Source organism: Streptomyces sp. NPDC005820, from assembly GCF_040630255.1.
Taxonomy (GTDB): domain Bacteria; phylum Actinomycetota; class Actinomycetes; order Streptomycetales; family Streptomycetaceae; genus Streptomyces.
The window spans coordinates 83033-107816 of sequence record NZ_JBEXXE010000018.1; the positions used below are offsets into that span (position 1 = coordinate 83033).

Consider the following 24784-nt stretch of genomic DNA (forward strand, 5'->3'; position numbering starts at 1 on the left):
CAGGAAGGTGCCGCATGTTGTTCCGTGGCCGCTCACTGAGCCGCCGTATGCCCGGACCGGCGTTCGCCGCGACAGTGCTCGGGCTCACGCTCGCGCTGTCCGCGTCGTCGGTCCAGGCAGTGGCGCTCGACGGCGACCGGGGCCGCACCAGCCGCCCCGGCGTCCAGGACGACGCGGATCCCGTGAAGGGGTCCGGCGCGAAAGTGAAGTCCCGCCCTTCCGACCCGGCGCGCAAGGCGGCGGTCAAGGGGCTGGAGAAGGCGGTGTGGCCGAAACAGGGCCGCGCCGAACTGAGGACGGGCGCCACCGCGGAGGCCGGCGGTCTGCCGGTGACGGTCACCAGGGCGGAGGCCGAGGTCAAGGCGGCGCAGGCCGCGGACAGCGTCCGGGTCGAGGTCCTCGACCCGAAGCGGGCCGACAAGCTCGGCGCGGATGTGCTGCTGGGTGTCGAGCGGGCGGACGGTTCCGCGCAGGCGGGCACGGTCCGCCTCACGGTGGACTATTCGGAGTTCACGGAGGGCTTCGGCGGTTCCTACGGCTCGCGGCTCCGGCTGGTGCAGCTCCCCGCGTGTGCCGTCGTGGCCACTCCCGGCAGCAAGGACTGCCCGGAGCAGCCGAAGGTGCTGAAGACCGTCAACGACGTGAAGGCGGGTACGGTCTCGGCGGATGTGACCGCCGCCCCCGCTTCCGCCGAGGGCGTCTCCACGATGGCGACGGACGCGACCTCCCTGGTCGCGGTCGCGGCCGGCCCGTCGTCGGCCCAGGGCACCTACAAGGCGACGGCCCTCGCCCCGTCGGCGAGCTGGAGCGTCTCGAACTCGTCCGGCGGCTTCTCCTGGAACTACCCGATGCGGACGGTCCCGTCCCCGGGCGGTCTGACCCCGACGGTGGGTCTCGGCTACTCGTCGCAGTCGGCGGACGGCCGTACCGCGGCGACGAACAACCAGGGTTCGTGGGTCGGTGAGGGCTTCTCCTACGACCCCGGCTATATCGAGCGCCGTTACAAGGCCTGCTCCGACGACGGTCATTCCGGGTCGGCCGAGCAGTGCTGGGCGTACGACAACGCCACGATCCTCCTCAACGGCTCCTCCACGGAACTGATCAAGGACGACACGACCGGCAAGTGGCATCTCGCCAACGACGACGGTACGAAGGTCGAGCAGCTGACCGGCGCCACGAACGGCGACAACGACGGCGAGCACTGGCGGGTCACGACCACCGACGGCACCGAGTACTCCTTCGGCCTGAACCGGCTGCCGGGCTGGGCGACCGGCAACGAGGAGACCGACTCGACCTGGACGGTCCCGGTCTTCGGTGACGACTCCGGTGAGCCCTGCTACAACGCCACGTTCACCAGCGCGCACTGCAAGCAGGCCTGGCGGTGGTCCCTCGACTACGTCAAGGACACCCACGGCAACGTCATGTCGTACTACTACGCGCGGGAGACCAACCACTACGCGCTGAACGGCAAGACGGACGTCAACGGCACGGCGTACCACCGCGGCGGCTACCTGAAGCGGGTCGACTACGGCCAGCGCGACGGCCAGGTGTACGCCGCCAAGGCGCCGGCGCGGGTCGTGTTCGACGTCGCCGAGCGGTGCCTGCCCACCGCGGACTTCGACTGCGCGGAATCCAGGCGCACCACGGCGAACGCCTCCCACTGGCCGGACGTCCCGGTCGACCAGGAGTGCAAGGCCGACACCAAGTGCACGGTCGGCCAGACCTTCTGGACGACTAAGCGGCTGACCTCGATCGTCACCCAGATGCGCAAGGACGCGACCACGTATCAGGACGTGGACGCCTGGACCTTCACGCATCTGTTCACCGACAACGGCGACGACTCCAAGACCCTCTGGCTGTCGAAGATCGACCACGAGGGCCGGGCCGGCACGGCGGTGAAACTGCCCACACTGGAGCTGTACGGAGAGCAGCTGGCGAACCGGGTGGACGCGATCGGGGACAACATCGCCCCGTTCCACCGCTTCCGCCTGTCCACCGTGCTGAGCGAGACGGGCGCCCAGCTCGACGTCAACTACGCGGCGACCAACTGCACCAAGGACGCTCTGCCGACGCCGGGCGAGTCCGCCAAGCGCTGCTACCCCGTGAAGTGGTCGCCCCCGGGCTACGTCGACCCGATCACGGACTGGTTCCACAAGTACGTCGTGGCGGCGGTCGTCGAGACCGACCGCACCGGCGGCAGCGACCAGCTCGTCACGCGTTACTCGTACCAGGGCGACGCGGCCTGGCGTAAGGCGGAACCCGACGGCATCACCGAGGACAAGTACCTGACCTGGGGCGGCTGGCAGGGCTACGGCAAGGTCACCGTCACCAGCGGCAGCGCCGACCGTCAGACCAGCCGGATCGACTACACGTACCTCCAGGGCATGGACGGGGACAAGACCTCCTCCGGCGGCACCCGTTCGGTGAAGGTCTCCGACTCCACCGGCACCCAGTACACGGACGCCAAGGAGTTCACCGGCTTCGAACTCGAGGCGATGGCGTACGACGGAACCAAGCTCGCCTCCAAGGTGATCAACACCCCGTGGAAGGCCTACACCGCCACCCAGACCAAGAGCTGGGGCACCAGCCGGGCGGCCGTCGTCAGCCCGGAGACCAGCCGCGGCTTCAGCCCCCTCGCCTCGGGCGCCTGGCGCGAGACCAGGTCGACGACGAAGTACGACACCTCGAACGGCACCGGCCGGGTCAGCGAGGTCGAGGACCTGGGCGATGTGTCCACCACCGCGGACGACAACTGCACCCGCTTCTGGTACGCGGACAACACCGCGAAGAACATCCTCTCCCTGCCCTCGCGCAGTGAGTCGGTGTCGGTGAAGTGCGCGACGACACCCGACCGCAAGACCCAGGTCCTCGCGGACGAACGCACCTCCTACGACAGCGGTGTCTTCGGCGCGGCGCCGACGAAGGGGGACGCGACCCGGACGGAGCGGCTGACCGCGCACAACGGAACGACGGCCACGTACCAGGTCACCGGCACCACGACCTATGACTCCTTCGGCCGCCCGCTGTCCCAGACGGACGCCTCCGGCGCACTGACGAAGACCGCGTACACGGACGTCAACGGGCTGATCTCGAAGACGACGTTCACCAACGCGCTCGGGCACGCCACGACGACCGACTACGCGCCTGCCTGGGGCATGTCCGCGGGCCAGACCGACCCGAACGGCAAGCGCACCGACCTCGCCTACGACGGCCTCGGCCGCCTCACCTCGGTGTGGCTGCCGGACCGGGTGAAGGCCTCACAGACGCCGAGCATCAAGTACTCGTACAACGTCCGCAAGGACAAGGTCGTCGCGATCAGGACCGAGAAGATCGAGAACGACGGCTCCTACGGCAGCGAGTACCAGCTCTACGACGGACTGCTCAGAGCCCGTCAGATCCAGACCGAGGGTCCGGGCGGCACCCGTATGGTCGCCGACACGTTCTACGACGGCACCGGGAAGGTCAGGAAGGCCAACGAGACCTACAACGCGGCGGGCGCCCCGTCCGACGAGCTGTTGCTGGTCCACAACGGCGAAGTCGCCACGCAGTCGCTCTTCGAGTACGACGGACTGGGCCGCACCACGGCGAGCATCTTCGCCGTCTCGGGCGTCGAGCAGTGGCGCACCACGACCACGTACGACGGCGAGCGCACCCACATCGACCCGCCCGTCGGCGGTGTCCCGACGACGACGGTGCGGGACTCCGCAGGCCGCACCAGCGAGATCTGGCACTACCGGGGCGCCTCCCCGAACCCGCTGTCCGGCTACGACGTCACCAAGTACACCTACACCCCGTCCGGCAAGCTCCAGACGGTCGTCGACGCGAAGAACAACGTCTGGCGCTACGAGTACGACCAGCTGGGCCGCAACACCAGGTCGATCGACCCGGACGCCGGCACCTCGTCGGTGACCTACGACGCCGTCGACCTCCCCGTCTCCTCCACGGACGGCCGGGGCAAGAAGCTGTCGACGGTCTACGACAAGCTCGGCCGTGCCGTCTCGACCTGGCAGGGCGACGCCGACACCGGCACCAAGCTGACCGAGACCCGGTACGACAGGGCGGGCACGCTCGGCGAGGTGTACGCGCAGCTGAGCTACGTCTCGCCGACCGAGTACTTCGCGACGGTCGTGCAGTCGACGGACGAGTTCTACCGTCCGCTGAAGACGGCGTACTCGGTGCCCGCCTCGCAGGGCGCGCTGGCCGGTACCTACGTCTTCACCAGCGCCTACAACCGCGACGGCACCGCCCAGTCCGGAGGAATCCCCGCGGCGGGCGGACTGCCGGCGGAGGCCGTCACCTTCGGGTACGACGAACTGCAGCGCCCGACGACCATGACGGGCACCACCTCGTACGTCACCGACACCCGCTACTCCACGCACGGACACCTCCAGCAGCTGGAGCTGTACGCGGGGTCGGGGAAGAAGGTCTGGCAGACCTACGACTACGAGACGGGCACCGACCGGCTGGCGCGTTCGGTCGTCGACGTCTACGGAGCCACGGCCCCCGCGAAGGAGTCGAACTACTCCTACGACCAGGCCGGAAACGTCCTGTCGATCTCCGACACGGCCAACGCCTCCTCCCCGGACGTCCAGTGCTTCGCCTACGACAACCGGCAGCGGCTCGCGGACGCCTGGACACCGACCTCGACGGCGGCCGACGCCGCGGGCAACGGGACCCCGGGCACGACGGCCCCGGTCGACGGCTCCGGCCCGAAGGCGTGCGAGGCGGCACCGGGAGCGACCCCGCTGGGCGGTCCGGCCCCGTACTGGAAGTCGTACACCGTCGACGCCATCGGCAACCGCACCGGCGAGACCGTGCACGACACGGGGCTGGTGGCGTCGAAGGACATCTCCCGCACCCTCACCTACGGCGGGGCGGGTACGGCCGGGGACGGTCCGCACCAGGTCACGAAGATCGTGGAGAACACCCCGACCGGTGACCGGCAGTCGTCCTACGAGTACGACGACTCGGGCAACACCACCAAGCGCACCATCGGAGGCAACGCCCAGACCCTGGCCTGGGACGACTCCGGGAAACTCACCAAGGCGACCGAGGCCGGCGGGGCGGAGACCAGCTACCTCTACGACGCCGAGGGCGAGCGGGTCCAGCGCAAGGACCCGTCGGGCACCACCGTCTATCTGCCGGGCATGGAACTGCGCCTGCCCACGGGCGGGTCCCAGGTGTCGGCGACCCGGTACTACACCTACCTCGACCAGAGCGTGGCGGTGCGGACCAGCGACGGCAAGCTGTCCTTCCTGGCCGCGGACCACCACGGGACGGGCGAACTGGCGATCGACGCGGCGACCGGTGCGCTCTCGCAGCGGCGCTTCGACCCGTACGGCGTCGACCGCGGCCAGTCGAGCGGCACCTGGCCCGGGGAGAAGGGCTACGTCGGCGGCACCATCGACGCCTCGACCGGTCTGACCCATCTCGGGGCGCGTGAATACGACCCGGTCATCGGGAAGTTCCTCTCCGTCGACCCGCTCATCGACTACACACGACCACAGCAGATCAACGGCTACGCCTACGCGGACAACTCCCCGATCACGTTCAGTGATCCGTCCGGCCTGGAGAGCTGCTATCCGTACGCCTACTGTTCCGGTGACAACGGCACGTACGGCCCGTACAAGCCGAAGAACCCGGAGAAGGACGCGGCCGAGGCCGAGGAGTACGAGGCCGAGCAGTCGGTCTCGAACGCCCGGAGCCAGCAGTCCGCCTCCAAGCAGCGGATCAAGCAGGCCGGCAAGGCGCTGGTCAAGATCGTCCGGGACATCCTCGGTGTGGACGCGGCACTGGACTGCATCTCCAGCGGTGACCTGGGCGCGTGCGGCGAGACGCTGCTGAACGTCGCGGGCAGCTTCGCCGGAGGCATCGCAGGCAAGATCCTCGCGAAGTACGGTGCCCCCTGGGACTGGGCCAAGGGCGCCAGGCTCGCCAAACGCGTGGTCGGCCTGGTCGGCGACCTCGTCGGCGGGGTCAAGGACCTGCTGAAGGCCAACAAGACGCTCGGCAAGGCGAAGGACGCGCTCTCCTCGGCACGGGCCAAGCTCAAGGCAGTGATCAAGAAGGGCAAGAAGGAGGATTCGGGAGCCTGCCCGACCAACGCCCTGCCCAACCACAGCTTCCTGCCGGGGACGAAGGTCGCTCTCGCCGACGGCGGCAGCAAACCCATCGAAGAGGTGGAACTCGGCGACGCGGTGCTGGTGACCGACCCGGAGACGGGCGGGACGACGGCCCGTCAGGTCGTCGGCACCATCGTCACCGAGGACGACAAGCACTTCGTCGACCTCACGGTGCGAGGCGAGTCCGGTGAGCCGTCCGGCCTGGTCTCCACCACGACCCACCCCTTCTGGGTGGAGTCGGAGTGGGCCTGGATCGAGGCCGGCGAGCTCGAACCCGGCATGCGGCTGCTCACCGCGGACGGCGGCCTCGCCACGGTCGAGGCGGTCAGCCCCTTCGAGCGGCGGCAGCGCACCCACGACCTCACCGTCGAGGACATCCACACGTACTACGTGCTGGCGGACGAGGAACCCCTCCTCGTGCACAACTGCGGCACCGGCGGCGGGAGCGGCGGCAGTCGCAGCAGCGGCGACCCCGAGCGCTCCGACCACGGTGACGACGACCCGAGTTCCGTCCCCGACCTCTACGACCCGAACGACGCCGACTACAAGCCCGTCAAGCGCAAGGAGGCCGAGGGCGAGACGCGTCGTGCCTCCGAATCCGTCGGTGACGCGGCCAAGCAGCGGCAGAGTGCCCTCTCCGGCGCCTCCACCAACGCCGGGAAAATCCTGAAGCCCTTCACCCATCAGGCCGGCGCGTCCCCTGGGATAGTCGAGGCCACCATCGCCACGGCACTCGTGATCGCGAGGATCGGGCAGGCCGTCAAGAAATGGAAGAGGGGCCGCGGTGCGCCATAAAGCAAGGGAAATTCTCGCCCAGTTCCGGCGCGACGGGTTCATCGCGCCGGAGAGTGAATCGGCGGCGGAATTCGGCGTATGGGACCGGCTGACCCCTGGCCGGGTCCTCCTCACGGCCCTGCAACTGGAGTTGAACGACCGCAGGACAGAGGGCCGTTCACCCGAGGGCATCGCCACGGACCTCGGGCACGAGGAGGCCACCGCCGTGATCACCGGCCTGCTGGGGGACGTCGCCGCGCTCCGGGACGCCGACCGGCGGGGCCGCCTCGCGCTGAGCGGTGTGCTGACCCTGCTGCGGGCCGTGATCGACGCCGAGGGCTACACCGGAGCCGACGTCGACGAACTGCTGGGCTTCGCGGAGGATGCGGCCCGCGCGGCCCTGCGGGGACCCGTCTCCGGTCCCTGGGACGCCGGTTCGCCCGGCGTCCCGGCGGGGGAGCGCACCGACCTGGGCGGCCTGCGCGTCCCCGCCCGGCCGGACGTCGAGCTCAAGTTCGTGGGCGACAAGAGCGGCCACGGCGGCGTCCTCGCCGTCACCGTCGTCCACGGCCGGACCGCGCTCCAGCTCCAGGCCTACCACCGGACCCCGGGCCGCTCCTGGGACACCGTGCGCGCCGACCTGCTCGCGAAGCTGAGCAGGGACGGCGCGTCGGTACGGGAATGGGCGGGCCCCGCCGGAGTCGAACTGCGGGCCGACGTGCCCGTCGTACGCCGCGACGGCACCCCCGCCACCATGCACTCGCGTTTCCTCGGCTTCGACGGCCCCGGCTGGCTGCTGCGCGGAGTCGTCACCGGCGCGGGAGCCGCGCCGGACAGCACCGACGAATGGCCGTACGAATTCTTCGGGAACACCGTCGTGGTCCCGGAATTCGCCAACTCCTCGGAGCGGAACACCATTCCACTCCGCATCCCCTGACTTTCTTCTCCCTCCTTGCCGCGGCGCAAGCCATGCGCCGCGGCAAGTAGTTCCTGTCCACAAACGGAGATCATTGATGTATCGGAAGAGTCGGCCGTTGAACCGACGAATACCCAGACGCATTCTCGGCACGACGGTGCTGAGCCTGGCCCTGGCGCTCTCGGCGTCCACCGTCCAGGCGGTGCCGCTCGCCGCGGACGACAAGGGCCGCACCAGCCGCCCCGGCGTCCAGGACGACGGGGATCCCGCCGATGGGCGGGATGCCAAGGCGAAGTCCCGCCCTTCCGACCCGGCGCGCAAGGCGGCGGTCAAGGGCCTGGACAAGGCGGTGTGGCCGAAGCAGGGCGGCGCCGAGCTGAAGCTGGGCGCCACTGCTGAGGCGGGCGGTCTGCCGGTGCGGGTGACCAAGGCGAAGGCCAAGGTCAAGGCGGCGCAGGCGGCCGGCGAGGTCCGGGTCGACGTGCTCGATCCGAAGCGGGCCGGCAAGCTGGGCGCCGACGTGCTGCTGGGTGTCGAGCGGGCGGACGGTTCCGCGCAGACGGGCAAGGTCCGTCTGACGGTGGACTATTCGGAGTTCGCGGAGGGCTTCGGAGGTTCCTACGGTTCGCGTCTGCGGCTGGTGCAGCTCCCGGCGTGTGCCGTCGTGGCGGTGCCCGGCAGCAAGGAGTGCCCGGAGCAGCCGAAGGTGCTGCCGACGGTCAACGACGTGAAGACGGGAACGGTCTCTGCGGATGTGACCGCCGCCCCGGCCTCTGCCGAGGGCGTCTCGACCATGGCGGCCGAGGCGACCTCCCTGGTCGCGGTGGCGGCCGGCCCGTCGTCGGCGCAGGGCACGTACAAGGCGACGGCGCTTGCGCCCTCAGCCAGTTGGAGCGTTGCCACCTCCTCCGGCGCGTTCAACTGGAACTACCCCTTCCGTTCGGTTCCGACCCCCGGCGGTCTGACCCCGACCGTGGGCCTCGGTTACTCCTCCCAGTCGGCGGACGGCCGCACCTCGGCGACGAACAACCAGGGCTCCTGGATCGGTGAGGGTTTCTCCTACGACCCGGGTTACATCGAGCGCCGTTACAAGCCGTGCTCGGAGGACGGGCATGACGGTTCGGCCGAGCAGTGCTGGGCGTTCGAGAACGCCACGGTCATGCTCAACGGTTCCTCGGGTGAGCTGGTCAAGGACGACACCACGGGTGAGTGGCACATGTCGTCCGACGACGGCTCGAAGGTCGAGAAGCTGACCGACGGCACCAACGGCGACAACGACGGTGAGTACTGGCGCATCACCACGTCGGACGGTACGGAGTACTACTTCGGCAAGAACCGTCTGCCGGGCTGGGCGACGGGCAACGAGGAGACCAACTCGGTCTGGACCGCCCCCGTCTTCGGCGACGACTCCGGTGAGCCCTGCTACAACGCCACCTTCACCTCGGCGTACTGCCAGCAGGCGTGGCGCTGGTCGCTGGACTACGTCAAGGACACGCACGGCAACGTGATGTCCTACTTCTACGAGCGCGAGACCAACTACTACGCGCTGAACGGGAAGACGGACGTCAACGGCACCGCGTACCACCGCGGCGGCTACCTCAAGCGCATCGACTACGGCCAGCGCGACGGCCAGGCCTACGCGGCGAAGGCCCCGGCCCGGATCGTCTTCAACACCGCCGAACGCTGCCTGACCACCGCCGACTTCGACTGCGCGGAGAGCAAGCGCACCAAGGCCAACGCCTCCCACTGGCCGGACGTCCCGGTCGACCAGGAGTGCAAGTCCGGCACGAAGTGCACCTCGCCCGTGCCGACGTTCTTCACCACCAAGCGGCTGGCGTCCGTCGTCACGCAGATGCGCAAGGACGCCACGACCTACCAGGACGTGGACGCCTGGACGCTGACCCACCTCTTCACGGACAACGGCGACGACTCCAAGACGCTGTGGCTGTCGAAGATCGAGCACGAGGGCCGCGCCGGCACGGCGGTCAAGCTGCCGTCCGTCGACCTGTTCGGCGAGCAGCTCGCCAACCGCGTCGACGCGATCGGCGACAACATCGCCCCGTTCTACCGCTTCCGCCTGTCCATGGTCCTCAGCGAGACGGGCGCCCAGCTCGACGTCACGTACGCGGCCCCCGACTGCACCAAGGCCACGCTCCCCAAGCCGGGCGAGTCGACCAAGCGCTGCTACCCCGTGAAGTGGGCTCCGCCGGGCTACGTCGACCCGATCACGGACTGGTTCCACAAGTACGTCGTGTCGGCGGTCATCGAGACGGACCGCACCGGCGGCAGCGACTCGATGGTGACCCGCTACGACTACCAGGGCGACGCGGCCTGGCGTAAGGCGAAGCCGGACGGCATCACCGACGACAAGTACCTCACCTGGGGCGGCTGGCAGGGCTACGGCAAGGTCAAGGTCACCAGCGGCACCTCGGACGTCCAGAAGACCCGGGTCGACTACACGTTCCTGCAGGGCATGAACGGGGACAAGGACGCCGACGGCAACACGCGATCGGTGTCGGTGAAGGACTCCACGGGTGCGTCGTACACGGACGACGAGGAGTTCACCGGCCACCAGCTGGAGGTCGCCACCTACGACGGCGCCAAGCTGATCTCCAAGTCGATCAGCACCCCGTGGAAGCACTACTCGGCCACCCAGACCCGGAGCTGGGGCACCACCCGCGCGGTGATCGTGCACGACCAGGTCGGCCGCGGCTTCAACCTGAAGTCCGACGGCACCTGGCTGGAGACGAAGTCCACGACGACGTACGACACCTCGAACGGCACCGGCCGCGTCCTCGTTGTCGACGACCAGGGCGACGTCTCCACCACCAAGGACGACACCTGCACCCGCACCACCTACGCGGACAACACGGCGAAGAACATCCTGTCGCTTCCCGCCCGCAGCGAGTCGGTGTCCGTGAAGTGCGCGACGACGCCCGACCGCAAGACCCAGGTCATCGCGGACGAGCGCACCTCCTACGACGGCGGCGCGTTCGGCGCGGCGCCCACCAAGGGTGACGCGACCAGGACCGAGCGGCTGACGGCGCACAACGGGACCACGGCGACGTACCAGGTCACGGGCGTCACGACCTACGACGACTTCGGACGTCCGAAGTCCCAGCAGGACGCCAAGCAGATCGGGACGACGGATCAGACCAGCACCGTCTACACCGAGACCAACGGCCTGCTGACGAAGACGAAGGTCACCAACGCCCTCGGCCACGCGACCACCACCGACTACGCCCCCGCCTGGGGCATGTCGTCGGGCCAGACCGACCCGAACGGCAGGCGGACGGACCTCGCGTACGACGCCATGGGCCGCCTCACGTCGGTGTGGCTGGCGGACCGGACCACGACCCAGACGCCGAGCATCAAGTACTCGTACAACGTCCGCAAGGACAAGGTCACCTCGATCAAGACCGAGAAGATCGAGAACGACGGCTCCTACGGCGCCGAGTACCAGCTCTACGACAGCCTCCTGAGGGCCCGCCAGATCCAGACCGAGGGCGCCGACGGCACCCGCATGGTCGCGGACACCTGGTACGACGGCACGGGCAACGTCAAGAAGACGAATTCGACCTACAACGCGGCGGGCGCCGCCTCGGACGAGCTGTTGCTCGTGCACAACGGCGAGGCGGGCGCGCAGAGCCTGCTGGAGTACGACGGCCTGGGCCGCACCACGGCCGAGATCTTCGCGGTCTCCGGCGTCGAGCAGTGGCGCACGACGACCGGATACGACGGCGAACTGACCCATGTGGACCCGCCGGTCGGCGGTGTGCCCACGACGACCGTCACCGACGGACAGGGGAACGTCTCCGAGATACGGCACTACAGAGGCTCCGCCCCCGGCGCCGGAGTGCCGTACGACTCGACCAGGTACACGTACACCGCGGACGGTCAGCTGGAGACGGTGACCGATGCCAAGAGCAACGTGTGGCGGTACGAGTACGACCAACTGGGCCGTCAGCACAAGAGCGTCGACCCGGACTCGGGTACGTCGATCACGGACTACGACGAACTGGACCGTCCGATCGTCACCTACGACGGACGCAACAAGAAGATCTCCACGGTCTACGACAAGCTCGGCCGCGCCATCTCCACCTGGCAGGGCGACCCGGACACCGGAACGAAGCTCACGGAGACGAAGTACGACAAGGCGGGTTGGCTGGGCCAGGCCTACGGGCATCTGAGCTATGTCTCCGCGACGGAGTACTTCGCGGTGGCCGTCCAGAGCATGGACGAGTTCTACCGTCCGTTGAAGACCGCGTACCAGGTGCCCGCCTCGCAGGGATCACTGGCCGGTACGTACACCTTCACCTCGGCGTACAACCGTGACGGCACGCTCCAGTCCTCAGGGCTGCCGGCCATCGGCGACCTGCCGGCGGAGGCGCTGACGTACACGTACGACGCGCTGCAGCGCCCCATGACGATGACGGGCACCTCCTCGTACGTCACCAACACCGTCTACTCCCAGGACAGCCACCTCCAGCAGCTGGAGCTGTACGCGGGCAGCGGCAAGAAGGTCTGGCAGACCTTCGACTACGAGAAGGGCACCGACCGCCTGACCCGTTCGGTGGTCGACGTCTACGGCGCGACCGCTCCGGCCAAGGAGGCGAACTACTCCTACGACCAGGCGGGCAACGTCCTGTCCATCGCGGACACGGCGAACGCCGCGTCTCCGGACGTGCAGTGCTTCGCCTACGACAGCCGGCAGCGGCTCGCGGACGCCTGGACCCCTGGGGCCACGGCGACGAGCGCGGCCGGCTCCGGCACCCGTGGCTCAGTGGCGCCGCTGGACGGGACCGGCCCGCAGGCGTGTGACTCAGCGGTCGGCACGAGCGCGCTCGGCGGCCCGGCACCGTACTGGAAGTCGTACGAGACCGACGCCCTCGGCAACCGGACCGCGGAGACCATCCACGACACCGGCCTGAACACGGCGAAGAACATCACCCGCGACTACGAGTACGGCGGCGCGGGCGCCCTCGGTGACGGACCGCACCAGGTCACCAAGGTCACCGAGAAGACCCCGACCGGGAACAAGCAGACGTCGTACGAGTACGACGACGCGGGCAACACCACCAAGCGCACCATCGGTGGCGACGCCCAGTCGCTGGCGTGGAGCGACTCCGGGACGCTGACCGACGTCACCGAGGCGAACGGCTCGAAGACGAGCTACTTGTACGACTCGACCGGCGCACGGATCCAGCGCAAGGACCCCTCCGGCACGACTGTCTACCTGCCGGGAACCGAGCTGCGGCTGTCCGCCGACGGCACCAAGAAGGAGGCGACGCGCTACTACGACTTCGCCGAACAGACCGTCGCGGTCCGCAGCGCCGGCAAGCTGTCCTTCGTCGCGTCCGATCACCACGAGACCGGTGAGCTCGCCATCGACAGCGCCACGGGCGCGGTGTCCCAGCGGCGCTTCGACCCCTTTGGCGTCGAACGGGGTGAGAAGACCGGTGTCTGGCCCGGTCAGAAGGGCTTCGTCGGCGGCACGATCGATGCCTCGACCGGCCTGACCCGCCTGGGGGCACGGGAGTACGACGCGGCCATCGGCAAGTTCATATCCGTCGACCCGGTCATCGACTACACCCAGCCGCAGCAGATCAACGGCTACGCCTACGCGAACAACTCCCCGGTCACCCACGCCGACCCCAGCGGCATGATCATCCCGGAATGCCGGGAGGGACTGATCGAGTGCCGGGGCGGCCTGCCGGTCATCCACCAGACGCAGGAGGAGAAGGCACAGTCGGAGTACGACAACGCCTCCCGGAACGTGTCGGCGGCCGAGGGGCAGCAGTCCGCGGCCAAGCAGCGCCTCAAGTCCGCCGGCAAGGCCCTGGTCAAGATCGCCCGGGACATCCTCGGTGTGGACGCGGCCCTGGACTGCATCTCCAGCGGTGACGTCGGCGCCTGTGGCGAGACCCTGCTCAACATCGCCGGCAGCTTCGCGGGCGGTCTGGCGGGCAAGATCCTCGCCAAGTACGGCGCCCCGTGGAACTGGGCCAAGGGCATCAAGCTCGCCAAGCGGGTGACCGGCCTGGTCGGCGACCTCATCGGCGGTGCCAAGGACCTGTTCAAGGCCAACAAGGCGCTCGGCAAGGCGAGGACCGGTCTGTCCAAGGCCGGGGAGAAGCTGGCCGCCGCGAAAAAGAAGGCGGCGCAGGCCCTCAAGAAGAACAAGACGTGCGAGATCGAGAACCACAGTTTCCTGCCCGGTACGAAGGTTCTCCTCGCGGACGGCACCAGCCGCCCCATCGAGGACGTCAAGCTGGGTGACGAGGTCGTCGTGACCGACCCGGAGACGGATGAGACGACGGTCCGGGAGGTCGTCGGCACCATCGTCACGGAAGACGACAAGCACTTCGTCGACCTCACCGTCACCACGGAAGCCGGTACCTCGGCGAAGCTGGTGTCCACCACCACCCATCCCTTCTGGGCGGAGTCCGAGGGAGAGTGGGTCGACGCCGGTGACCTGAAGCCGGGCATGACCCTGCGCACGCCGGAGGGCGCCTCGGTCGACCTCGTGGGTGTGCGTCACTTCGAGGAGCGGCAGCGCACGCACGACCTCACCGTCGCGGGCATCCACACCTACTATGTGGTCGCCGGTCAGTCACCACTGCTCGTGCACAACCGCGGCGGTGACCTGGGACCGGACGAGATCTACCTCTGGCGGGCGGTCAAGGGCATGGAGCGCGACGACATCCACAAGAGCCGGGCCTTCAGGAGCACCCAGGGCGTGAAGTACTTCTCCTTCACCGAAAGGGGTGCGGCGGAGTACGCCCGCCGGGCGTACAAGGCGTTCAAGAAGGAGGGGTCCTACACGATGACCCGCACGAAGGTCAGCCTGTCCGACCTGCCCGAGTCGGCTCGCATGGCCTACACGGCGGACGTCGTCGACGGCGGTGTCGCCGTGACGGACGATGTGCTCCCCAAGCTGAGCAGGCCCCAGATCATGCCCGGCATGAGTTGCGGGTGATGTGGTCATGAAGGTGGACTACGTGATCGCCTCGGGGACGGAGGACGTCGCCGCGGCGTGCCGGGCGGCCCTGGGGGGCATTCCCGGGGTCGACATCCGGACGGGCTCGGTGCCCGAAACCGGAGGGGACTGCGACGCCGCGATCCTGAACGGCCCCCTTGCTCATGAGCGCTACGGGGGAGTGCCTCGCAAGGGGGAGGTGCAGGTCCTGGCGAATCGTCTGAAGGACGGCGCGCCGCCCGTCATCCTGGCTGCGGCTCCCAGAGCGCTGGACGCGGCGGTCACCGACCCCGATGACGCCGAGATCGAGGACTACGTCCAGGACGTTCTCGCATCGTGTGTCTCGGCGTTCGCGGCGGAGTTTCCCGACCGCGACGAGGTGCGGGTTCTTGTGCACCTGGAGGGCGCGGCGCTGGATCGCCCTGCCATCGAGGTGCCCCTGAGAAGCATCCGGAGGTTCCTCACGGAGTCCCGCAGCTAGGCCGGCACCATCCGCCCACCAGGTGACACCGGGGCCCGGTTTGACCCCTCAAGCCGGGCCCCGTAGCCTTGACCCTCGGCGTGTTCCCTAGACGCGCCACATCTCCGTAAACCTCTTCCTCCCGGACACCGGTCCGCCGGTGGACAGGGAGAGGCCGTCCGTGACTGTTCCCGGGTGGCTGGACTGCGGGGGTGCCGTTCCCGAGCGAGAGAGTGAGATCCGCGTGTACGCCATCGTGCGCAGCGGTGGTCGCCAGCACAAGGTTGCTGTCGGCGACATCGTTGAGGTTGACAAGATTTCCACCGCCCAGGTTGGCGACACGGTCGAGCTCTCGACCCTGCTCGTTGTCGACGGCGACGCCGTGACCAGCGACCCGTGGGTGCTGGCCGGCATCAAGGTCCAGGCCGAGGTCGTGGACCACCACAAGGGCGTCAAGATCGATATCCTTCGCTACAAGAACAAGACCGGCTACCGCCGTCGTCAGGGCCACCGCCAGCAGTACACGGCGATCAAGGTCACCGCGATCCCCGCGGCTGCGAAGTAAGGACTGAGGAGACATGGCACACAAGAAGGGCGCATCGTCCACCCGGAACGGTCGCGACTCCAATGCCCAGCGGCTCGGCGTGAAGCGCTTCGGCGGTCAGGTCGTCAACGCGGGTGAGATCCTGGTCCGCCAGCGTGGCACCCACTTCCACCCGGGCGCCGGTGTCGGCCGCGGTGGCGACGACACGCTGTTCGCGCTCGAGGCCGGTTCGGTGCAGTTCGGCACCCACCGTGGCCGCAAGGTCGTGAACATCGTTCCGGTCGCCTGAGTCGGCTGATCGGAAGCTTTTCGCGAGGCGGACCTCACTTCCCTGGTGGGAAGGCGGGTCCGCCTTTCGCGTGTTAGGCAGTAAGACACATCCGTACGTTTTCGCAGTGCTGGAGGCACCCACCATGACCACCTTCGTGGACCGCGTCGAGCTGCATGTCGCCGCGGGTAACGGAGGTCACGGCTGTGCCTCCGTCCACCGTGAGAAGTTCAAGCCGCTCGGCGGCCCCGACGGGGGCAACGGCGGGCGCGGCGGCGACGTCATCCTCACCGTCGACCAGTCGATCACCACGCTCCTCGACTACCACCACTCCCCGCACCGCAAGGCCACCAACGGCAAGCCGGGGGAGGGCGGCCACCGCTCCGGCAAGGACGGGCAGGACCTCGTCCTCCCGGTGCCGGACGGCACCGTCGTGCTGGACAAGGCGGGCAACGTCGTCGCCGACCTCGTCGGCCACGGCACCTCCTTCGTCGCCGCCCAGGGCGGCCGCGGCGGTCTCGGCAACGCGGCGCTCGCCTCGGCCCGCCGCAAGGCGCCCGGTTTCGCGCTGCTCGGTGAGCCCGGCGATCTGCAGGACGTCGTCCTGGAGCTGAAGACCGTCGCCGACGTGGCCCTGGTGGGCTACCCGAGCGCGGGCAAGTCCTCGCTGATCTCCGTGCTCTCCGCCGCCAAGCCGAAGATCGCCGACTACCCGTTCACCACCCTGGTGCCGAACCTTGGTGTGGTGACCGCGGGCTCCACCGTCTACACCATCGCCGACGTGCCGGGTCTCATCCCGGGCGCCAGTCAGGGCAAGGGCCTCGGCCTGGAGTTCCTGCGGCACGTGGAGCGGTGCAGTGTGCTGGTGCACGTCCTGGACACCGCCACCCTGGAGTCCGACCGCGACCCGGTCTCCGACCTCGACATCATCGAGGAGGAGCTGCGGCAGTACGGCGGGCTCGGCAACCGTCCGCGGATCGTCGTCCTGAACAAGATCGACGTACCGGACGGCAAGGACCTGGCCGACCTGGTGCGGCCGGACCTGGAGGCGCGCGGGTACCGCGTCCTCGAGGTGTCCGCCGTCGCCCACATGGGGCTCAAGGAGCTGTCGTTCGCGCTGGCCGAGCTGGTCGGGCGGGCGCGTGCCGCCAAGCCGAAGGAGGAGGCGACGCGGATCGTCATCCGGCCCAAGGCCGTGGACGACGCCGGCTTCACCGTCACGCTGGAGGAGGACGGCCTCTACCGCGTCCGCGGCGAGAAGCCCGAACGTTGGGTGCGGCAGACCGACTTCAACAACGACGAGGCCGTGGGCTACCTCGCCGACCGCCTCAACCGCCTCGGTGTGGAGGAGGAGTTGATGAAGGCCGGCGCCCGGGCGGGTGACGGGGTGGCGATCGGTCCCGAGGACAACGCGGTCGTCTTCGACTGGGAGCCGACCGTCATGGCCGGCGCGGAGATGCTGGGCCGGCGCGGTGAGGACCACCGCCTCGACGAGCCCCGTCCGGCCGCCCAGCGCCGCCGTGACCGCCAGGCCGAACGCGACGAGGCCACCCAGGAGTTCGAGGGCTTCGAGCCCTTCTGAGGCACGCGTCTCCGACCCGTTGCGGTGCGTCCGCAACGGGTCCTTCTCGTGCCCCGTTCGTTGTCCGTCTCCTTGTCATGTATGCGCGGTTCCGCGTTCAGCGGGCCGACCGGCTGTCCATGCCACCTTTCCTTGCGTCAAGACGCCAGCGACGCAAGGGAGTTCCCCCCCCATGTCCCCGGACCGCCGTCGTCTCCTCACCGCCGGCGCCGCCGTACTCGGCGCCGCCGCCTCCGCCCAGCTCTGGCTGCCCGCCACCGCGCACGCCGCCGCGAGCACCCTGCCCGAGAACGTGTTCAGCCTCGGCGTGGCCTCCGGCGATCCGCTGCCCGACGGGATCGTGCTCTGGACCCGCCTCGCCCCCGACCCGCTGGGCGGCGGCGGGATGCCGCAGCAGGACGTCGCCGTGCAGTGGGAGATCTCGCCCGACTCCCGGTTCGCCTCCTCCGTGCGCCGGGGCACCGCCATCGCCCGGCCCGCGTACGGGCACAGTGTTCATGTGGATGTACGAGGCCTGAAGCCGGGCCGCGACTACTGGTACCGCTTCCGGGCCGGCGGCCGGATCTCCCCGGTCGGCCGCACCCGTACCGCGCCCCAGCCGCTCGCCTCGGGCGGCTCGCTGCGCATCGCGCTCGCCTCCTGCCAGAACTGGCAGCACGGCTACTTCACCCCGTACGCCGACATGGCCGCCCAGGACCCCGACGTCGTCCTCTTCGTCGGCGACTACATCTACGAGTCGGGGCCTTCCGCGACGGCCGTGCGCCGGCACGAGGGGAGCGGTGAGCCGTACACGCTCACCCAGTACCGCAACCGGTACGCCCAGTACCGCAGCGACCCCGATCTGAAGCGGATGCACGCCCGCGCCCCCTGGGTGGTCACCTTCGACGACCACGAGGTGGACAACGACTTCGCCGGGGAGGTCCCGCAGGACCCCGACAAGCAGTCCCACGACGCCTTCACGGCCCGGCTGACGGCCGCCTACCAGGCGTACTACGAGCACATGCCGGTACGGGCCACGGCGGTGCCGAACGGCCCGCACATCCGGATGTACCGCGCCCTCAGGTTCGGCCGCCTCGCCCGGCTCAACGTGCTGGACACCCGGCAGTTCCGCAGCGACCAGGCGATCGGCCAGGAGGGCGCCCAGGACCCGGAGCTCACCATGCTGGGCGCCGAGCAGAAGCGGTGGCTGGTCAACGGGCTGCGCAGCTCCGACACCCGCTGGAACCTGATCGCCTCACAGATCATGATGGCCGAGACCGATCTGCTGGCCGGCCCCGGCAAGCTCTGGTACTACGACGCCTGGGACGGCTACCAGGCCGAACGCAACACGCTGCTGGGGGAGTTGGCCTCCGTCCGCAATCCGGTGGTGCTCAGCGGCGACCGGCACCTCACCATGATCAGCGACCTGAAGCGGGACTTCGCCGACCCGTCCTCGGCGGTCGTCGGCGCCGAGTTCGTCGGGACGTCGATCTCCAGCAACGGCGACCAGGACCAGGCCGCCTTCCGCGCCCAGTGGGACCCGCTGAAGGCCGACAACCCGCACTGGAAGCTGATCGACGCCCACCGCGGCTACCACCTCTTCGACATCCGCCCGGACGCCGTCGACGCACGGGTACGCGTCGTGGACACCGTCCTGAAGACGAAGGCGACCGCCCGCACCCTGGCCGCACTCAGGGTCACGGACGGCAGGCGCGGCGTCCGCAAGGTGTGAAAACTGTGTGACCGGAGCCTGAGGCTCATCTGTGCCCCAGGCTCCTCTCAGTGCACTCTCAGGAACACCTCTTACCGTCCCTTGACCATGGAGACGGACTGTACGAGAGACGACGCCCCGGTGAACGAGCGCGCGGAACTCGCGGCCATGCCCGCGCAACGGACCCGGCCGACCGCGCGACCGGTACCGCTGCCCGCCGGCACCCGGCTGCTGCACATCGGCCCCCATAAAACCGGGACCACCTCGATCCAGGGCGCCCTCTTCGGGGCCAAGGAGACGATGCCGGCGTACGGCGTCGTGTTTCCGGCCCTGAGCAGGCACCCCATGCAGGCCGTGCTCGCGGCCTGCTCCCGCGGTGGGATGATCGGCGACACCACGCCCACCGAGCGGCACTGGCAGCAGCTCGTGGAGCAGGTGGCGGCCGGCGGCCGGAAGACCTCCGTGATCAGCAGCGAGTTCTTCGCCGACGCCCCCGACGACGCCACCGTCGAGCGGGTCGTCGAGCAGCTCGGCGGCGAGCGCGTGCACGTCCTGGTCACCCTGCGGCCGCTGGCGAAGATCATGCCCTCGCAGTGGCAGCAGTACGTGCAGAACGGGCTGCGCATGGGCTACGAGGAGTGGCTGGAGCACATGCTCCGCAAGGCCCCCTACGAGAAGCCCAACCCGAGTTTCTGGCGGCGGCACCGGCACGACCGGCTCGTCGAGCGGTGGGTGCGGGTGGTCGGCGCCGACCGGGTCACCGTCGTCGTGGTGGACGACCGGGACCGCGAGGGGCTCATGCGCACCTTCGAGGCGCTGCTGGGTCTTCCGGACAAACTGCTGCAGCCGGTCGCGGACACCGCGAATCGCTCGCTCACCCTCGCCGAGACCGAAATGCTGCGGAATCTCAATAAAGAATTCCGGGGCAATGGGCTGCCGGACGAGCTTTATTCGAAACTTATCCGCAACGGCGCGGTGATGCATATGAAGAACGCGTGCAGCCCGACGTCACGGGACGTGAAGATCTCCACCCCGGAGTGGGCGGTGGAGGCGGCGGCAGGGATCGGCGCCGAGATGGCCGAACGCATCACCGCAATGGGCGTACGCGTCCTCGGCGATCCGAAGCTGCTGTCCGCCGTGCCGAAACCGGCCGCCCCCGACGGCGGAGAGGATCCCCGGATGGCCCCCGAGGTGGCCGCTCAGGCCCTGTACGGGGCGCTCGCCGCGGTCGCCGAGGACGGGTCGGGCCGGCCCGCCGCGCGCGGGGTGCACCAGACCTCGTCCAAGGAACTGGTGAGAGTCCTCGGGCATCGCTGCCTCAAGCGGCTGCGCCGTCGCTGACCATCGTTCACCGTTACTCTCAGGTATCACTCAGCTCCTGTGGAGTTACTCACAGGATTTCCAGGGAGCATCCCATGGGTCCCGTACACGTCTTACCAATCACCAGCGGTTCAAGGTGAATGGCGGGTGGCGCGCACATATGCAGCGAAGGGCGCTCACCTTGCATCGCGGTAACCGCAAGTGGGACCATTTCCCCGTTCCCTGTCGCCCCAAGGTAGGTCTCTGGTGTCCCAGCACATAGCCAAGCCCCGTACGACCGCAGTGATCCTGGCCGGTGGCACCGGCCAGCGCGTGGGTCTGTCGATCCCAAAGCAGCTGCTGAAGATCGCAGGCAAGGCCGTCATCGAGCACACGCTGACCACCTTCGAGAAGGCCGACTCCGTCGACGACGTCATCGTGCTGATGGCGCCGGGCTATGTGGCCGACATCGAGAAGATCGTCGCCAAGGCCGGGTTCAAGAAGGTCTCCAGGATCATCGAGGGCGGCACCACCCGCAACGAGACCACCGAACGGGCCATCACCGCCCTGGGCGAGGGCCTGGCCGAGGGCGAGGACCTCAACGTCCTCTTCCACGACGCCGTACGCCCCCTGCTCTCCCAGCGCGTCATCGACGACTGCGTGGCCGCCCTGGAGCGCTACCAGGCCGTCGACGTCGCCATCCCGTCCGCCGACACCATCATCGTCACCCGGACGCACGGCGAGGACGGCGAGTTCATCACCGAGATCCCGGACCGCTCCCGGCTGCGCCGCGGCCAGACCCCGCAGGCCTTCAAGCTGTCCACCATCAAGCGGGCCTACGAGGTGGCGGCCGGCGACCCCAACTTCCAGGCCACGGACGACTGCACGGTGGTCCTCAGGTACCTGCCGGACGTGCCGATCCACGTCGTCGCGGGCGACGAGTACAACATGAAGGTCACTCAGCCGGTCGACGTCTTCATCGCCGACAAGCTGTTCCAGCTGGCCTCCACCGCCACCCCCGAGCCGTACGGCGAGGAGGTCTACCGCGAGCTGCTGACCGGCAAGACCGTCGTCGTCTTCGGCGGCTCCTACGGCATCGGCAAGGACATCGCCGAGCTCGCCGAGTCCTACGGCGCCACCGTGTACGCCCTCGGCCGCTCCACCACCGGCACGCACGTCGAGAACCCGGAGGAGGTCGACGACGCCCTGTCCAAGGCCTACAGCGAGACCGGGCGCATCGACCACGTCGTCAACACCGCCGGGGTGCTGCGCATCGGCAAGCTGGCCGAGACCGACAACGCGACCATCGAGGAAGCGCTGAAGGTGAACTACCTGGCGCCGGTGCAGATCGCCCGTTCGGCCTACAAGTACCTCGCCGAGACCAAGGGCCAGCTGCTGCTGTACACCTCCAGCAGCTACACCCGCGGCCGCGCCGAGTACAGCCTCTACTCCTCCACCAAGGCCGCCATGGTGAACCTCACCCAGGCCCTGTCCGACGAGTGGGCCGGCGACGGCATCCGGGTGAACTGCGTGAACCCGGAGCGCACGGCGACCCCCATGCGCACCAAGGCCTTCGGGCAGGAGCCGGCGGGCAGCCTGCTCTCCTCCGAGGCCGTCGCCCGCACCTCGCTCGACGTCCTCCTCTCCGAGCTCACCGGGCACGTCATCGACGTCCGCCAGCAGGACCCCACGGCCCCCGCGGGCAAGGCCTCCGGCTTCGAGCAGGCCCTGGCCTCGGTGCTCGACCGACAGGACGGCGTGGCATAATCAACCGCAAATAGCCATCGAATTTCAGGCCTCTGTGGCTCCCTGTTTACGGAGAATTCACAGAGGCCTGACGCGTAAGAATCCCGAAACCTTCACAAAGGACTTTCCGGACTTTTAGGCTTCTATGACCGGCACCCCTCCCAGAGCAGGTTTCTCCGTGATATCCACTGCCATTCGCGTGGCCCGGGTGGGCAGCGCGGCCGAACTGGCCGCGGCGGTCCTCATGATGCTGGGCTACCCCTGCCTCATGCTGGCCGCGCTCGTCCCGAGCACCCCCGCCTTCGCCGCCGCGGCCGCCGTGACGTACCTGGCGGACCTCTATCTCCACCGCAAGGGCACCTACCTCATCACCCTGCTGAACAAGGTGAGGGCGGGCCTGTCCACCCGGTTCCTGGTCCGCGAGCTGCTGCTCATCCTGCTGCTGGCCCGGCTCGACCTGTCGGAGGAGCCGGTCTTCTACGCGGCGATCGCCTGCTTCACGCTCTTCTTCGGTCTCCAGGCCCCGCACGGCGCCCTGGTCACCCTGATCGGCAAGCGCCGCCAGATGCCGGTCGTGACCCGCAACGTCGACGTGGCCTCCCGGCTGACCGTCCCGGACGCCCCGCCGCGCGCGCTGCTGTCCCGGGCCGGGCAGAAGATGCTCCACCTGGACCTCGCGGCGGTGGCCGGCCTGCTCGTCTGCGCCCTCACCGGCGTCGACCTCGCCGGCTACGTGGGCGTCGCGGTGACCCTGGTCCTCGGCGCGCTGTACGTCGTCCTGCTGGTGCCGCACCTGCGCGCCCGCCGGCTGCCGCCGAAGCCCGACAAGGTGCTGGCCACGGTGAGCGCCTGGCTGCGCGAGTACCGCCCGGAGACCGTGCTGTACTTCTCCGGCTCCAAGGAGTCCGCCTACCAGGTCAACATGTGGCTGGAGACCATGGAGCAGCTGGACAGCCGGCCGCTGATCATCCTGCGTGAGCGCTCCGTCCTGGAGAAGATGTCGCCCACGACGGTCCCCGTCATCTGCGTGCCCGGGGGGGTGCACCTGATGAACATGGACCTCTCCATGGTGCGGGTCACGCTGTACGCCGCGAACGTCGGCAAGAACATCCACATGCTGCGCGTGCCCACTATGAAGCACGTCTTCATCGGCCACGGCGACAGCGACAAGCTCGCCAGCGTCAACCCGTTCAGCAAGGTGTACGACGAGGTGTGGACCGCCGGCCGGGCGGGCCGCGACCGCTACGCCATCGCCGACGTCGGCATCCGCGACGAGGACATCGTCGAGGTCGGCCGCCCGCAGCTCGCGCCCATCAAGATCTGGGAGGGCGCGCCGAAGGACCGCATCCCGACCGTCCTCTACGCGCCCACCTGGGAGGGCTGGGACGACAACCCGGGCAACACCTCGATCCTGCTGGCCGGCGAGAACATCGTGAAGAAGCTGGTCGCCGCCGAGCCCCCGGTCCGCGTCCTGTACAAGCCGCACCCGTTCACCGGCACCCGCAGCGCCGCGGCCGGCGCCGCGCACCGCCGGATCACCGGCCTGATCAAGAAGGCCGCCGCACAGCGCGCCGGCGACTCCCGCTTCCACGGCGACGCGGCGGCCCAGGCCGCGGCGAAGACCGAGCTGACCCGCCTCAAGGCCCGTCTCGACTCCCTCTCGCTCGCCTTCGACGAGAAGGCCGACGAAGCGGTGACCAGCCGCGACGGCATCGTCGACATGCGCAAGCACGAGGAGGCGGCCCGGCTGCGCGCCGACTGGAACGACGCCTACTGGCGGTCCTTCCCCGACTTCGAGCACCGGGTGGTCACCGGCACCGAACCGCGCCTGTACGACTGCTTCAACGCCGCCGAGGCCATGGTCTCCGACATCTCCAGCGTGGTCTCCGACTTCATCGCGAGCGGCAAGCCGTACGCGGTCACGGACTCCGCGGAGCTGGGCGCGGAGGAGTTCCGGCGGCAGAACACCGCGGTGCGCGCGGCCGTGATCCTCACCAACTCCGCCGCCGAGCTGGACCAGCTGCTCGACGCGGTGCGCGATCCGGCGGCGGACGCGCTGGCCGAGGACCGCAAGGAGCTCAAGGCGTACCTGCTCGGCCCCGACGAGCCGACCTCCCTCGCCCAGTTCAACACCGCCGTCGCCGACCTCGCCCTCAAGGCCGAGGCCCGCAACGTCGGCCAGGCCTCCCGGGCCGCCGCCGCGGACGGCGCGACCGGCGCGGTGGCCGGTGACGGCGCGGAGCTGACCAACGAGGTGACGGCGGGCTGACGCCCGTCCTCGCGCAGGGCCCGGTCCCCGGAGACGTCATCCGGGGACCGGGCCCTTCGGCATTCTGTGATGTGGGACACCTTCGGGCGCCGGGACAACCCGTTCACCCAGCCAACCGTCTATCGGGTAGCTGGA

11 protein-coding genes are annotated in these 24784 nt (G+C 69.1%); all 11 read left to right on the plus strand.

All coding sequences use genetic code 11. From position 1 onward, the window contains the following. The first annotated feature begins 14 nt into the window (after nt 1–14). The 11 genes from ABZ464_RS22830 to ABZ464_RS22880 all read left to right on the plus strand — a co-directional run bounded on the left by ABZ464_RS22830 (nt 15) and on the right by ABZ464_RS22880 (nt 24649). The gene (locus ABZ464_RS22830; RefSeq protein WP_359279466.1) at nt 15–6917 is read left to right on the plus strand and encodes a polymorphic toxin-type HINT domain-containing protein; all 6903 of its coding nucleotides are present in this window, start codon (nt 15–17) and stop codon (nt 6915–6917) included. Beyond that, nucleotides 6907–7833, plus strand: coding sequence for a DUF3710 domain-containing protein (locus ABZ464_RS22835; protein WP_359279467.1), 927 nt, complete (start codon nt 6907–6909; stop codon nt 7831–7833). Before ABZ464_RS22830 ends, ABZ464_RS22835 begins: the two co-directional genes overlap by 11 nt. Before the next feature lie 97 nt (nt 7834–7930). Continuing rightward, nucleotides 7931–14791, plus strand: coding sequence for an RHS repeat-associated core domain-containing protein (locus ABZ464_RS22840; RefSeq protein WP_359279468.1), 6861 nt, complete (start codon nt 7931–7933; stop codon nt 14789–14791). 7 nt (nt 14792–14798) lie between these two features. Continuing rightward, the gene (locus tag ABZ464_RS22845; protein ID WP_359279469.1) at nt 14799–15272 is read left to right on the plus strand and encodes a hypothetical protein; all 474 of its coding nucleotides are present in this window, start codon (nt 14799–14801) and stop codon (nt 15270–15272) included. 223 nt (nt 15273–15495) lie between these two features. Next, nucleotides 15496–15816, plus strand: coding sequence for a 50S ribosomal protein L21 (gene rplU / locus ABZ464_RS22850; protein WP_359279470.1), 321 nt, complete (start codon nt 15496–15498; stop codon nt 15814–15816). 13 nt (nt 15817–15829) lie between these two features. Further along, a complete protein-coding gene (gene rpmA, locus ABZ464_RS22855) occupies nt 15830–16084 on the plus strand; it encodes a 50S ribosomal protein L27 (RefSeq protein WP_003990207.1) in 255 nt (84 codons plus the stop codon). Nucleotides 16085–16208: 124 nt separating this feature from the next. After that, entirely contained in the window at nt 16209–17645 is a 1437-nt protein-coding gene (obgE, locus tag ABZ464_RS22860) for a GTPase ObgE (RefSeq protein ID WP_359279550.1), read from the plus strand. Nucleotides 17646–17817: 172 nt separating this feature from the next. Beyond that, entirely contained in the window at nt 17818–19356 is a 1539-nt protein-coding gene (locus ABZ464_RS22865) for an alkaline phosphatase D family protein (protein WP_359279471.1), read from the plus strand. Between the two features lie 87 nt (nt 19357–19443). Continuing rightward, nucleotides 19444–20676: a hypothetical protein gene (locus tag ABZ464_RS22870; RefSeq protein ID WP_359279472.1), complete on the plus strand. Its 1233-nt coding sequence runs from the start codon at nt 19444–19446 to the stop codon at nt 20674–20676. 225 nt (nt 20677–20901) lie between these two features. Beyond that, nucleotides 20902–22401, plus strand: a complete 1500-nt coding sequence (locus tag ABZ464_RS22875; protein WP_359279473.1) for a bifunctional cytidylyltransferase/SDR family oxidoreductase — start codon at nt 20902–20904, stop codon at nt 22399–22401. A 157-nt stretch (nt 22402–22558) separates the two neighbouring features. Next, nucleotides 22559–24649 (plus strand): hypothetical protein, encoded by a 2091-nt coding sequence (locus ABZ464_RS22880; protein ID WP_359279474.1) that lies wholly within the window; start codon nt 22559–22561, stop codon nt 24647–24649. Nucleotides 24650–24784: the final 135 nt, after the last annotated feature.